The organism is Enterobacter cloacae complex sp. Mu1197 (assembly GCF_040059225.1).
Lineage (GTDB): Bacteria > Pseudomonadota > Gammaproteobacteria > Enterobacterales > Enterobacteriaceae > Enterobacter > Enterobacter quasiroggenkampii.
In genome coordinates, this window is the sequence record NZ_CP157375.1 from 558,116 (window position 1) to 572,003 (window position 13,888).

General features: G+C 58.1%; 11 protein-coding genes and 1 pseudogene. 5 read left to right on the plus strand and 7 right to left on the minus strand.

All coding sequences use genetic code 11. The features are described from left to right. Nucleotides 1-126: 126 nt before the first annotated feature. Nucleotides 127-1,256: pseudogene (locus tag ABFV38_RS02605) on the minus strand (conjugal transfer protein TraG N-terminal domain-containing protein); the annotation flags it as partial. Nucleotides 1,257-1,485: 229 nt separating this feature from the next. On the opposite strand from ABFV38_RS02605, the gene ABFV38_RS02610 reads away from it, so the two are divergent. Then, nucleotides 1,486-1,941, plus strand: coding sequence for a SymE family type I addiction module toxin (locus ABFV38_RS02610; protein ID WP_082142150.1), 456 nt, complete (start codon nt 1,486-1,488; stop codon nt 1,939-1,941). A 43-nt stretch (nt 1,942-1,984) separates the two neighbouring features. Here the strand turns inward: ABFV38_RS02610 and trpS are convergent, their stop codons facing one another. Continuing rightward, nucleotides 1,985-2,986, minus strand: coding sequence for a tryptophan--tRNA ligase (trpS, locus tag ABFV38_RS02615; RefSeq protein ID WP_348958392.1), 1,002 nt, complete (start codon nt 2,984-2,986; stop codon nt 1,985-1,987). Nucleotides 2,987-3,185: 199 nt separating this feature from the next. Between trpS and fosA the strand changes: the two genes are divergently transcribed. Then, a complete protein-coding gene (gene fosA / locus ABFV38_RS02620) occupies nt 3,186-3,611 on the plus strand; it encodes a FosA/FosA2 family fosfomycin resistance glutathione transferase (RefSeq protein WP_348958393.1) in 426 nt (141 codons plus the stop codon). Here fosA and ABFV38_RS02625 read toward each other — a convergent pair. Then, nucleotides 3,597-4,604, minus strand: a complete 1,008-nt coding sequence (locus ABFV38_RS02625; RefSeq protein ID WP_348958394.1) for a LacI family DNA-binding transcriptional regulator — start codon at nt 4,602-4,604, stop codon at nt 3,597-3,599. The two genes, fosA and ABFV38_RS02625, sit on opposite strands and share 15 nt — an antisense overlap. A 185-nt stretch (nt 4,605-4,789) precedes the next feature. Here ABFV38_RS02625 and ABFV38_RS02630 point away from each other — a divergent pair, with 185 nt between their 5' ends. The 3 genes from ABFV38_RS02630 to ABFV38_RS02640 all read left to right on the plus strand — a co-directional run bounded on the left by ABFV38_RS02630 (nt 4,790) and on the right by ABFV38_RS02640 (nt 8,913). After that, entirely contained in the window at nt 4,790-5,878 is a 1,089-nt protein-coding gene (locus ABFV38_RS02630) for a cellulase family glycosylhydrolase (protein ID WP_348958396.1), read from the plus strand. Between the two features lie 50 nt (nt 5,879-5,928). Then, entirely contained in the window at nt 5,929-7,323 is a 1,395-nt protein-coding gene (locus ABFV38_RS02635; protein ID WP_235402553.1) for an MFS transporter, read from the plus strand. Between the two features lie 249 nt (nt 7,324-7,572). Next, the gene (locus ABFV38_RS02640; RefSeq protein ID WP_205919434.1) at nt 7,573-8,913 is read left to right on the plus strand and encodes a Fic family protein; all 1,341 of its coding nucleotides are present in this window, start codon (nt 7,573-7,575) and stop codon (nt 8,911-8,913) included. A gap of 64 nt (nt 8,914-8,977) precedes the next feature. On the opposite strand, the gene ABFV38_RS02645 is transcribed toward ABFV38_RS02640, so the two are convergent. The 4 genes from ABFV38_RS02645 to ABFV38_RS02660 are packed head-to-tail and all read right to left on the minus strand — an operon-like array spanning nt 8,978 to nt 13,724. Next, nucleotides 8,978-9,799, minus strand: a complete 822-nt coding sequence (locus tag ABFV38_RS02645; protein ID WP_032675870.1) for an alpha/beta hydrolase — start codon at nt 9,797-9,799, stop codon at nt 8,978-8,980. Nucleotides 9,800-9,829: 30 nt separating this feature from the next. Continuing rightward, complete coding sequence (locus ABFV38_RS02650) at nt 9,830-11,449, minus strand: MFS transporter (RefSeq protein WP_348958399.1); 1,620 nt, start codon at nt 11,447-11,449, stop codon at nt 9,830-9,832. After that, nucleotides 11,446-11,853 carry a DoxX family protein gene (locus ABFV38_RS02655; RefSeq protein WP_348958401.1) on the minus strand — a complete coding sequence of 136 codons (408 nt, stop codon included), beginning with the start codon at nt 11,851-11,853 and terminating at the stop codon, nt 11,446-11,448. Before ABFV38_RS02655 ends, ABFV38_RS02650 begins: the two co-directional genes overlap by 4 nt. Beyond that, entirely contained in the window at nt 11,853-13,724 is a 1,872-nt protein-coding gene (locus ABFV38_RS02660) for an amidohydrolase (protein WP_348958403.1), read from the minus strand. Before ABFV38_RS02660 ends, ABFV38_RS02655 begins: the two co-directional genes overlap by 1 nt. Between the last annotated feature and the right edge of the window lie 164 nt (nt 13,725-13,888).

A 13,888-nucleotide genomic window follows, 5' to 3' on the forward strand; every position in this document is an offset into this window, starting at 1 on the left:
ATCACCAGATAGCCAAGCATGACTGTTTTTGGACGGTTTTGTGCTTTTAGGTATTGAATGTTGCCTATCCAATAAGGTGACATTTTATTTCATTTTTATGCCGCACAGTGCCGAGGCAGTAATCGCTCATCTCCCAATCATCCCCCTAGCTTTCCACACACTATCCTGTGCCACTTAACCCCACCCGCCAACGCGCCATTCACCGCCACACTGACCCTCACTCCAACCCATGTCATCACCCCCAGCCAGAATGTCGGCAGCGCTAGAAACATAGACCCAATCACCAGATTAATAATCACATTATTATGCGAGTTCTGGATCCCGGCCAGATTCCAGCTACTGTTAGTATCACTGCTGTAAAGCACTCCCAGCAGCCAGCTATCTAGCCACCGCGCCAGCTCCCACCAGAATGTTAGAAAAATCATCGCGAACTGCACAAACGTCAGTGTTATCACCGCCTTCACGTCCCACTCCGAACACAACGTTATCAGCGGAATACAAATTAACAACGCCATTTGCAGAAACGCCTGAACCATTGGCAGAGCCTGATGCACGCTGTTAAACGCTGGGAAGGCCACCGCACTACCAATGATGTTCCCAGCAGTGGAGGCTAACCGCGTGGCGGCGTTGGTGAGCGTACCATCGGCATTACCGCCGTAGCCGGGGTAAACACGTCCATCCTGTGATACCTGCATATTGCGTTCACTGACCAGCGAGCGCAGCACGATCTCTCTATATTGCCTGCGATTGGCCGATCTTTTTAAGCGCCGTCCAGATATCCGGGGCCGGGAGTAGCAGGAGTCAGGCCTTCAGCCCAACGGTGTCGTCGGCCCACCACTGTTTGCAGGTGAGGTAGCCGCCCGCGACTGTATTGGCCAGCCCGGCGTCTCGTGATGGAGTGTACGGCCAGGCACTGTGTTGAGAAAGTACGATGTCCCACCCAGGCCGCATCGTCACTTGTATCGTCGTCCAACTCTCCGGCGCGGAATATCTGACGTGCGCGGGAAGGGGCATAACATTCCTCAACGAAATCCCGCAATTCCTGAGCCAGAGATGGATCCTTAATCCGGGTGTGCTGCACCTCAAAGCGGGCCTGAAGCAGGTCATACTGGCAGGGTAGGGTGGCCCGTTGCGCTAGTGATGCCTTTGCTGATCATATGAATAAAGTACCACAAGACCGGGACGGCGGCGGTTTTACCGCCCAGCGAGTTTATAATCGGTTGATAGCCAGTATCGGCGGGCTGAGGTACCGACAAAAACATGACCTTACCCCCACAGAACTCTATTTCCTGAATCCCCCTCGCAAATTCCAAATTTACCCCACACCAAACAGCTGTATTTATATTCAGCCCTGTATAATGAGCATCAGAAATTACGCCGAACGGCAAAGGAAGTATCAAAGAAAATTTAACGAGCAATTCGCGATATGAAGGTGCTGCAACACCCCCATACCGCTAACCACAACCAACTTATAGGGAGTTGAAAATGGCTGCGACGAATTTTAAGCCAGAGTTTACTGTTTGCAAAACAGAATCAGACGCTTTCACCGGCATGATTGAAAACCGCGAGCTGGTACGCAAAAACAGCGCCCGCCGTTTACACGGCAACCAGACCAACGCGGCCCCCGTCCATCCCCGCGCGGAAACGCCGCAGGACTGTGCAGCCTGCTGTGAACTCTATGCGCGCATAGACATGAAATATCTTCTCCTGGGCGGCGACTGGTTAACTCGTGCAGGCTTTATCAACGGTATGCCGGTAAAAATCCGCGCCATGAAAGACTGCATTGTGATTACGCCACAGCATACAAGAGAATTATGGGGATGCCTGGAAGGGATGAGCGTGGTGAATATCAATAAACAGAAAGTCGCGCAGTGGTTAAAAACATTTCCAGGAGCGTTGAACGACACCGGCGATATTCCGGTGATTAAGCGCAACGCCTGATAATAATCCCGGCCCTGCGCCGGGATTATTCTTTATATCGCTCTCAAAACACCGGCACCCCCAACCCCACCTTCACCTCCCTCAACGTCCCTTGCGTCACCCCCTGCGCCCGTTCCGTCCCGCGCTTCAGCATCGCCATCAGTTCCCCCTTATCCCGCATATACATCGCCCTCCGCTCCCGCATCGGCGCAATCAGCTCCTGCAAACACCCCTCCAGCTCGTTCTTGCAAACCCGGTCACCCAGCCCACCCGCCTGATAGTGCGCCTTCATCGCCGCCACTTTGCCCTTGTCCGGATGAAACGCGTCGAGATACGTAAACACCACGTTTCCCTCAATCTGCCCCGGGTCGCTCACCTTCAGGTGGTTCGGGTCGGTGTACATGGCGCTGACCGCACGGTGAATGGTCTCTTCGCTGGCAGAAAGGTGCAGCGTGTTGCCGAGCGATTTCGACATCTTGGCGCTGCCGTCGATGCCGGGCAGGCGGCTGGTGTCGCTCAGCATCGCCTTGCAGTGGCGCAGCACCGGCGCGTGCAGCAGGCTGTTCATCTTGTGCACAATCTCGTTGGTCTGCTCAATCATCGGCAGCTGGTCGTCGCCGACGGGCACGCACTCGGCCTTAAACGCGGTGATGTCCGCCGCCTGGCTGATGGGGTAGGCCATAAACCCGACCGGCAGCGAGCGGGCGAAGCCCTTCTGCGCAATCTCGTTTTTCACCGTCGGGTTACGCTCCACGCGGGCGACGGTGACGATGTTCATGTACAGCATCGTCAGCTCGGCGAGGGCGGGCAGGGCGGACTGCAGGCAGATGGTGGTCAGGTTCGGGTCGATGCCCGCGGCGAGGTAGTCGGCCAGCACTTCGGGGATGTTGTCGCGGATCTTCTGCGGGTTGCTACCGTTGTCGGTCAACCCCTGCAGATCGGCAATCAGCACAAACTGGTTGTGCGTCTGCTGGAGCGCCACGCGCTGGCGCAGCGATCCGACGAAGTGGCCAAGGTGCAGCGGGCCGGTTGGGCGATCGCCGGTGAGGATAGTTGGTGCGTTCATAAAGACTCCTTAATGGGCAGTTGCCGAAAGGGGTCTTAGATGTGAGAAAGCCGCCTTTCGGCGGCTATCTGAAAATGGGGAAAACTACTCCGTGCCGCCTTTAAGAAGGCAGCCACCAGCGGTTTACGGTGAGGACGGCGTGGTTTATGTTCATGCTTTTACCGTACCACGTCCGGCGCGAAAAACAAAAGGGCACGTCATGCTGCAATCTCTCAACCATCTGACCCTCGCGGTCAGCGACCTGCAAAAAAGCGTCACCTTCTGGCACGAGCTGCTGGGGCTGACCCTGCACGCCCGCTGGAATACCGGGGCCTATCTCACCTGCGGCGATCTGTGGGTTTGCCTGTCGTACGACGAGGCGCGCCAGTACGTGCCGCCGCAGGAGAGCGACTATACCCACTACGCGTTTACCGTGGCGGAAGAAGATTTTGAACCGTTCTCGCACAGGCTGGAGCAGGTGGGCGTCACCGTCTGGAAGCAGAACAAAAGCGCGGGGGCGTCGTTCTATTTTCTCGACCCGGACGGGCACAAGCTGGAGCTGCACATGGGCAGCCTCGCCGCGCGCCTGGCGGCGTGCCGCGAGAAGCCCTACGCGGGGATGGTGTTTACCTCAGACGGGGCTTGAGGCGCGTACCTTCAGCCTGCCCGCCAGCGTCACGTGCGTGGCGGCATCTTCCTGATTGCACAGGTACTCCACCGCCAGCCGTCCCAGTTCGCTGTAGGGCAGCTGAATACTGGTCAGCGGCGGGGTGAGCTGCTCGGAGATCTTCTGGTCGTCGTAGCCCGCCAGCAGCATATCCTGCGGGATGCGCACGCCGTTCACCGCCAGCGCCTGATAGCAGCCGATCGCCAGCCAGTCGCTGGCGCAGAAGATGGCGTCCGGGCGCTCGGCCAGTTCCAGCAGAGAGCTCGTCGCGGTAAAGGACTCGCTGAACTGCCAGTTGGTCTGGCGCACCAGACTGTCGTCGCACGCGAGTCCGGCTTGCTGCAGCGCGGCCTGGTAGCCCGCCAGACGCTGGCGGGAGGCCTCCATCCAGCTCTCCCCGGTGATGTGGGCGATGCGCGTCGCCCCGCAGGCGATGAGGTGTTTAGTCACCTGGAAGGCGTTGGCGTAGTCGTCCGGGATAAACGACGGCAGCAGCGGCGAGCCGGGGTCGCGCTGGTTGAGCAGCACCAGCGGGATGCGGGTGCAGTCCTGGAACGCCGTCATGTCGACCAGCGTGGTGACCGGAGACGCGAGAATAATCCCGATGCAGTTGCGCTTCTCCAGCTGGCGGATGATGTTCAGCGCCAGCTCGATGTCGTCGCCGTAGTCGTAGACGGTGAGCAGGGTCTCGTTGCGCCACGCCGCTTCCCGTGCCTGGCTGATGGCGTCGATAAACGGGTCGAAGCTCTGCATGGAGCTGACCAGCAGGGCGATCTCTTCCTGGTTGCGCGGGGCGTGAACGGCGGGGAGGCGGTCGTAGCCGAGCTCGGTAGCCACGTTAATCACCCGCTGGCGGGTGTCGTCGCTGAGCTTGATGTTGCGGGACTGGTTAAGCACCAGCGATACCGTCGCCTGCGACACCCCGGCCGCCCGCGCAATATCGTTCATCGTCACTTTCGTTTTTCGCTTCATCCGTCCTCTCCCTCTCGCGACTTCGCATCATACCCTAACCGCACGCTTACGCGCCGTCGATCACGTTTCTCATTCATCGAAGCGTGAACTTTGTGAGGGGCATCGCTTTTCTTCGTGCGGGAAATTGCGCATTTATCCTGCAACTAATATTTATTAGCTAAATATTATCAGTAAGAGGACGCGTAATGAAAGATCAGTGGAGCAGGGAGCAGGCACAGGCGTGGTATCAGCAGAAGGGCTGGCTGTGCGGGTTTAACTATCTGCCGTCGACGGCGGTGAACTGGACCGATATCTGGCAGGCAGAGACCTTCGACGCCGTGACGATTGACCGCGAGCTGGGCTGGGCGGCGGAGGCGGGCTACAACACCCTGCGCATCAACCTGCCGTTTATCGTCTGGGAGCACGACCGCGACGGGCTGATGGCGCGCATCGACCGCTTTTTGACGATTGCCGACGGCCACGGGTTCAGCACCATGCTGACCCTGATGGATGACTGCGGCTTCTCTGGCGACGAGCCGTATCTCGGCCCGCAAAAGCCGCCGGTGCCGGGCAAGCACAACAGCCAGGCGGCGGCGAGCCCGGGGCGTGACAAGGTGTGCGATCCCGACTGCTGGGCAGACATTGAGCGCTATATCCGCGACGTTGTCCGCCAGTTCCGCGACGATAAGCGCGTGCTGCTGTGGGATCTCTATAACGAGCCGGGCAACCGCGGCATTTTCGCGACAGGCACGCAGGAGGTGCAGTACGACGCGAAGCTGGAGACCTGCGCCCACGCGCTGATGAAGCTGGCATTCCAGTGGGTGCGAGAAGAAGAACCAACCCAGCCGCTCACTGTCTGCGCGTGGCGCCTGCCGCCGGAAGAGGAGGGCGAGACGTTCTTCCAGCACCCGCTGGACCAGACCGCGCTGGCGCTCTCGGACGTGGTGAGCTTCCACGCCTACATCCACACCGGGCGCATGACGGCGATTATCCAGCAGCTGCAACAGCTCGGACGACCGATGTTCTGTACCGAATGGCTGGCGCGCCACGTGGGCAGCACCATCGAAGAGCAGCTCCCGCTGATGTACGCGGCGAAGGTCGCGCCATACCAGTGGGGGCTGGTGCGTGGCAAAACCCAGACGTGGCTGCCGTGGCCGGTGGTGATGAAGGAGTCCACGGACTACTGCCGCCTCTGGTTCCACGACGTGTTTGAGGAGAACGGTATTCCGTTCTCGCGCCGTGAAATCGCCCTGATGCAGCAGTTGCGCAAGATCGCCCCGCAGGCGCAGGACTAATAATATCGACCCGGCGGTCCACCGCCGGGCAACCAGGCAGGCATATAACAATGGCAACAACAATGAAAATACCGTCTCGCGAGCTGTGGTCTTATTTTGGTTATGGTTTAGGTCAGTGTTTTAGCTTTGGTTTAGTGGGTTCGTTTATTAACTATTTTTACACCGACGTGCTGGGGATCTCGGCGCTGGCGGCGAGCACCATCTTCCTGATTGCCCGCGCGTGGGACGCGGTTCACGATCCGCTGTTTGCCAGCATTATGGACACCATTAACAGCCGGTTCGGCAAGTTCCGCCACTTTTTGCTGATCGCCCCGCTGCTGATCACCGGCGTCACGCTGCTGTCGTTCTATAAAATCGAAGCGGACATGACCACCAAAATCCTCTACGCCGGGGTGACCTACATCCTGTGGGGGACGCTGTACGCCATCTCCGATATCCCGTTCTGGTCGATGTCGTCGGTGATGACCAACGACTCCGGGCAGCGCACCCGCGCGGTGACGGCGGCGATGCTCGGGGTGAACGCCGGGATTGCCTGCGCCAACATCTTCTTCCCGAAGCTGGCGGCCTATTTCGCCCAGTACAGCAATGACAAAGGCTACTTTATGGCGGCGCTGGTGATGATGCTGGTGGGCCTGCCGCTGATGCTTAACGGCTTCATGCAGATCAAAGAGCGCGTGCCGCCGAGCCCGGAAAAGGTGACCATCCGCGACACCTTCCACAACCTGCGCCAGAACAAGCCGCTGTTTATCGTCCTGCTGTCGTTCTTCTTCTGCGTGTTCCACAACGTGGCGGGCGGTCTCTATATCTACTTCTTTATCAACAACCTGGGCGACGGCAGCCTGCAGATGGCGATTGGTGTGATGGGAATAGTCGCGGCGGTGTTGTGCCTGGTCGCCCCGATGCTGACGCGCCGGATGCAGAAGCGGAAGCTGTTTATGATCCTCTGCGGGCTGGACGTGGCGGTGCGCGTGGTGATGTGGTTTGTGGGCTATCAGCAGGTGACGATGCTGTTTATTCTGCTCGGCCTGAGCACGCTGTTCGTGATGATGACCAACATCCTTACCTCGTCAATGATTGCCGACACCATTGAGTACGCGGAGTACCACACTCACAAGCGCTGCGCGGCGATCACCTTCTCGGGGCAGACCTTTACCGGCAAGATGTCGGTGGCAGTGGGCGGCGGGTTAATCGGCGTGTTTCTGACGATGATCGGCTACGTGCCGCAGGCGCAACTTCAGAGCGAAGGCGTGCTGTCGGGGCTGTTCTTCGGGATTTGTTTGTTACCGGCGATTGGCTCGTTGATCCGCATGGGCTTTATGTCGCGCTTTACCTTTACCGAGGAGAAGCATGCGGAGATTTGTCGGCTGCTGGCGGAGCGGAACGCGTCTGCGAAAGCGCCGGGTGGCAGCTGCGCCTTACCCGGCCTACAGGACCAGCCCTTGTAGGCCTGATAAGCGAAGCGCCATCAGGCTTCGCATTTAAAGCATTACAGCGACTTCACAAACGCCAGCAGATCTTCATTGAATAGGTCTCGATGAGATAAATTGCTATAAATTCCGTTAAGAGCGAAAGCATGATCTTGCCCAGTGAGCATGAATCTTCAACACATCATCTCAAATTCAATTTCTTGACTTTTCTTCACCTTTGACGCATAGATACGTCAATAACGCAATATTTTAAAAATGAGTTTAAAAATGGCGAGAACATTGGTTGAGAAAGCACCTCTCTTTGATATCAGTAAGTTAGACTTTGCTCAGATTTCCCCTTATCTGAGTTCATACAACATAACTGATGAAAAAGACAGATATTTGCACTGGGATCAGCTTAAGCGCAGAGTTCCACGAGACAAGGCTGTAAGTATATGGTATGCCATCAAATTTAAAAGAATGGTCCAACAGAAGTACATACCGCTTCAGGATCCTGCAGGGGGGCGGTTCTCATATTGTGTACCTCACTCTATGGAGGCTAAGTTACATCAAATTGTGAAACTAGCTGGCGCAACTGTAGGTAGTATTGCAGGCAGTGAGGCCTCAGAAACGATACAAAAAAAATATCTTGTTTCATCATTGATAATGGAAGAAGCAATAACGAGTGCTCAACTTGAAGGTGCATCAACCACTCGTGCAGTTGCAAAAAAGATGCTTGAAGATGAACGTGAGCCTATCGATGAAGATGAAAGGATGATTCTGAATAACTTCCTTCTTCTGAGGCATGCAGAAAAAATGTGTAAAGAAGAATTATCAATAGACATGATTCTTGAATTTCATGCTATTGCTATTTCTGGTACTGGTGAAAATAATGTTGTTCCTGGTGAATTTAGATCTAATGACGACATCTATGTTGATGATGGTCATGGCGATATTGCATATAAGCCGCCATCTCATGAACTTATTTTTGATAGAATAAATAAGTTATGCGAGTTTGCAAACATGGACCATTCCGGTACGAATGGTTGTGAGTTCATTCCTCCGGTCATTAAGGCAATAATACTTCATTTTATGATTGGTTATGAACATCCATTTAGAGATGGTAATGGAAGAACAGCAAGAGCGCTTTTTTACTGGTATATGTTAAAGCACGAGTATAACCTTTTTAGATATGTCTCAATAAGTAAGCATATCAAAGATAATGCAAAAGGTTATGGGTTGTCATATTTGTACAGTGAAAAGGATCAGAACGATCTGACTTATTTCATCGACTTTCAACTCGATATAATACTTGAGTCATTTGATGCTTTACAGCGGTACTTGAAAGATAAGACAAATGAATTTTATGAAGTGATTGAATTGCTTGAAAATAGCAAATTCAATTCAAGTTTGAATTTTGTTCAAAAGGATTTAATAAAAAAAGGAACGAAAGAACCCGGTCGTCTATTTACTGTGAAAGAAGTTTCGAATTCATATTCAATTTCGGCAAATACAGCACGTAATCACTTGAATGACTTAGTGGACAAAAAAATATTTATTTCTTCAAGAGATGGTAAGACATTATTATATTTAGTTCCCTCAGATATACGGAAGAGATTAAAGATTTAGATTTGTGTGTGTTTTTCACTCCCTCAAGTTCAAATGGGGGGGTTACACCCCCCGGAAAATTTACTTACAGCGACTTCACAAACGCCAGCAGGTCTTCGTTAAGCTGGTCCTGGTGGGTCAGCGCGAAGCCGTGCGGTGCGTTGTCGTACACCTTCAGCGTGGCGTTTTTGATCATCTCTGCCGCCAGCTTGCCGGTGCTTTCAAACGGCACGATCTGGTCGTTGCTGCCGTGGATCACCAGCGTCGGAACATCGATTTTCGCCATATCCGGGCGGAAGTCGGTTTCGCCGAAGGCGGTCACGCAGTCGATGGTACCCTTCAGGGAGGCCAGCAGGGCGATGTTCAGCGTCTGCGTCAGGGCACCGGCAGAAACGGTCTGTCCGGCGTTGGTGCCGTAGAACGGGGTGGCGAAGTCGCTGATGAACTGGGCGCGATCTTTACGCAGTCCGTCGCGAATGCCGTCGAACACGCTCTGATCCACACCCTGCGGGAAGGAGTCGGATTTGCCGAAGATCGGCGTCACCGCGCCCAGCAGCGCCAGACCGGCCACGCGCGCGCTGCCGTAGTTGTTGATATAGCGAGTCACGTCGCCGCCGCCCATGGAGAAGCCCACCAGCGTCACGTCCTGCAGGTCCAGGGTGGTGATCAGGTCGTTGATGTCGGACGCAAAGGTGTCGTAGTCGTAACCGTTCCACGGCTGATCCGAGCGGCCAAAGCCGCGACGGTCAAAGGCGATGGCGCGGAAGCCGCGCTCGGCCAGGTAGTTCAGCTGGCTGTCCCACATGTCGCCGTCCAGCGGCCAGCCGTGGCTGAAGAGAACCGGTTTGCCCGCGCCGCCTTCTTTGTAGTAAATCTGCGTGCCGTCTTTTGCCTTAAACGTTGCCATAGTGTGTTCCTGTGCAGGTGATGGTTATGGTTATACCGGCGCGACCAGATAACGAATTGCCGGTGATGTTGTGCCCTGATGAAAAGCCAGAACGCGGCTCTGCAGCAGGAGGTCATTCATGGTGTGGCGCTCCTGCTGGCGCAGATGCTCAATCCACGAGCCCATCAGGAAGGTCTCGATAAACAGGCCGGGGCGCTCAATATCCTCGTACACCGCCCAGCTCATCGCCCCGGCGCGGCGTCGCACCCGGCGCAGCTCGTGGACCGCCTCCAGGAAGGCTTTTGCGTTGTGCGGGTCGATGATGTACTCGTGCGAGACCAGCACCGGGCCGCGCTCGTTCGGCAGGTCGATCTCCACGCCGTCCAGCGGCTGGCCGCTCAGGTCGAGGTTTAATTCCGGGTCTTTCTCCAGCTTCCAGCGGAACACGGTGGCGCTTGCCAGCACCATCCCCAGCGTGGCGACAACCAGCGCGGTCGGGGTGCCGAACCGGGAGGCTATCTGCCCCCAGATGGCGCTGCCCGTGGTCATTGAGCCGAAGAACACCGTCAGGTAGACCGCCAGCGCCCGGGCCTTCACCCAGCGGGCAGCGCTGCGCTGGGCGCCGAGGTTCAGCGTCGAGAGCACCGCAATCCACGCGAAGCCGGTGAAGAACTCAAACAGGTTGAGCAGCCAGACGTGGCGCACAAACGCCAGAGCCAGCATGGTGAGGGCAAAGACCAGGCTCGCGGCCACCATCAGGCGGTCGGCGTTCAGCCGCTGGCGCAGGCGCGGCAGCAGGATGGCCCCGGCAATCGCCCCCAGGCCAATGCACGCCAGCATCACGCCGTAGCCCGCGGGGCCTAAGCCCAGCTCGCGGCGCGCCACCAGCGGCAGCAGGGCCCAGCCCGCGCTGCCGAAAACGAAGAACGCCACGGTACGCACCAGCACGTTGCGCAGCACCGGGGCGGCGTGCACGTAGCGGATGCCGGTGCGCACCGCAGAGAAGAAGTGCTCCGGCGGCAGACGCTGAATGGACGGTGCCGGACGCCAGCGCCACAGTACCCACGCCACGCCCACCACGGACAGCGCGTTCAGGGCAAACACCATCCACGGCCCGGCGAGCGAAAGCAGGAAACCGCCCAGCGCGGGGCCAATCGCCCGGCTGATGTTCACCCCGAGCGAGTTCAGCGCCACGGCGGCGCCCAGCTCCGGCTTGCTCACCAGATCGGGCACCACGGCCTGGAACGGCGGCGAGCTCATCGCCGCCCCCACGCTCAGCAGAAACGTCGCCACCAGCAGCACGGTGGGGGTGACGTGTCCGGTGAAGGAGAGCACCGTCAGCCCGGCGGCGGCGATGAACACCCACAGCTGGGAGAAAAGCAGGTATTTACGTCGGTCAACGATGTCCGCCATCACCCCGGACGGCAGGGCAAAGAGGAACATCGGCAGGCTGCTGGCCGCCTGCACCAGCGCGATATCCAGCGGGTCGGCGCTCAGGGTCAGCATGCTCCAGTTGATGCCGACGTCGCTCATCCATGAGCCGACGTTAGAGACCACCGTGGCGATCCACAGCATGCGGAACACCGGCTGGCTCAGCGGCTGCCAGGGTGAAACTGTCGGTGTGGGCGTCGTCTCGACGTGTGCGTCGCGAACGTCGTTAACCTGGGTCATGCGAATCTCTCCGTTGCCTTACGCTGCAGCCGCCACTGGCCCGGCCCGGTGAGAGCGAGAGTGGTGAAGATAATCAGCAGCAGCCAGCCAAACTGCCCTTCGGCAATCGACCAGTTCGGGTGGACCGCCAGCATCGCCACCAGCAGCACGGCGATAATCGGCAGGCACGCCAGGCGGGTGTAGACGCCCGCAACGATCAACAGCGGGCAGATCACCTCGGCGACAATCGCCGGGATCAGGCTGGCGTAAGGCCCGAAGCCGAACGGATCTTCAATGCGCGTCAGCTCTTCGCTGAAGTGCAGCACCTTCGGCAGGCCGTGCACGTAGAGCAGCAGCAGGCTGCCGGTCAGGCGCAGGAAGAACAGCCCCAGGTCGATCCGGGGCGGCATAGTGGTGTTTTTCATCAGAATGCAAAGCAGCTGCAGCCCAGCGCCCCCCAGAAAGCGTTATCGTCGGACACCGGCATCGCTGACGTGCGGGCGAAATCATGCTGGTGGCTGTGAACCCCGCACGGGCCGCTGCAGTGGTGGACGGCGCTCATACCCACGCGTGCGGCCTGCGGCGGCGCGCTGCGGTAGTGGCCCGGCACCTTGACCACCGGGGACCACTCGGGCAGAACCGGGATGGCCGGCGGCGCGAGCGGGCCAAAGCTGCCCGCGGCGTAGACGATATCGCCGTTGACCACCGTGAGAACGGACTCGATGCCCTTGATCTCCTCTTCCGGCACGCGGAAATAGTCTTTGCTCAGCACTGCCAGGTCGGCGAGCTGGCCGACTTTAATCTGCCCCTTCTGGTTCTGCTCGCTGGAGAACCACGCGCTGCCCTGGGTCCAGAGCATCAGGGCGGTATCGCGGTCCAGACGGGCGCTGTGATCGTACATCTGCATCCCGCCGACGGTGCGGCCGGAGACCAGCCAGTAGAGCGCGGTCCACGGGTTGTAGCTCGCCACGCGGGTAGCGTCCGTTCCCAGGCCCACCGGCACGCCGGTCTCGAGCATTTTCGCCACCGGCGGCGTGTGGCGGGTGGCTTCGATGCCGTAACGCTCGGCAAAGTATTCCCCCTGGAAGGCCATGCGGTGCTGCACGGCAATGCCGCCGCCGAGCGCTTTGATGCGGTCGATGTTGGCCTGTGACACGGTTTCCGCATGGTCGAAGAACCAGTGCAGGCCGTTGAACGGAATGTCGCGGTTTACCTTCTCGAACACGTCCAGCATGCGGCTGATGGATTCGTTATAGGTGGCGTGCAGGCGGAACGGCCAGCGGTGCTCCACCAGATGGCGTACCACGCGCTCCAGCTCGTCCTCCATGCCCGGCGCGAGATCCGGGCGCGGTTCGAGGAAATCTTCAAAATCGGCGGCAGAGAAGACCAGCATCTCGCCCGCGCCGTTGTGGCGGAAGAAGTCGCTGCCCTGGCCCGGCGTGAGCATGTCGGTCCATTTTTCAAAGTCTTCCAGCTCGTGGCCCGGACGCTGGGTAAAGAGGTTGTAGGCGATGCGGATGGTCATCTGCTTTTTCGCGTGCAGCTCGGCGATCACCTCGTAATCTTCCGGGTAGTTCTGGAAGCCGCCGCCCGCGTCGATGGCGCTGGTCAGCCCCAGACGGTTCAGCTCGCGCATGAACTGGCGCGTGGAGTTGACCTGCTGCTCCAGCGGCAGCTTCGGCCCTTTGGCCAGCGTGGCGTAGAGGATCATGGCGTTCGGACGGGCGATCAGCATCCCGGTCGGGTTGCCGTTGGCGTCGCGCTGGATCTCCCCGCCCGGCGGGTTTGGCGTGTCTTTGGTGTAGCCGACCACCTTCAGCGCGGCGCGGTTGAGCAGGGCGCGGTCGTACAGGTGCAGGATGAAGACCGGGGTATCCGGCGCGGCGTCGTTAATTTCGTCGAGGGTCGGCATGCGGCGCTCGGCAAACTGGAACTCGGTCCAGCCGCCGACTACGCGCACCCACTGCGGCGACGGGGTGCGCAGCGCCTGTTCTTTCAGCATCCGCAGGGCGTCGGCCAGGGAGGGCACGCCTTCCCAGCGCAGCTCGAGGTTGTAGTTCAGCCCGCCGCGGATCAGGTGCAGGTGCGAGTCGTTGAGGCCGGGGATGGCGGTGTGGCCTTTTAAGTCGACCACTTTGGTGGCGTCGCCGTGGTGCTGCATCACCTCGGCGACGGTACCCACTTCCAGAAATTTTCCGTCGCGCACGGCAACGGCTTCCGCGACAGGATTCTCGCGATCGACGGTGTGAAACTGGCCGTTAACCAGAATGAGATCGGCTTTACCTGGGGTAACCATAAACTGCTCCTGACTGAGAGGGGAATGGTCAGGATTATGGGAACCGGTTTCGGCAAAGATCCAGTTATACAATAGGATAGGTATACCAAAGTATAACTATACCTAAGGTTAACTATACGAAGAGATAATTACGCGCGAAGAAGGAAAACCGCAGGATGAGGGTG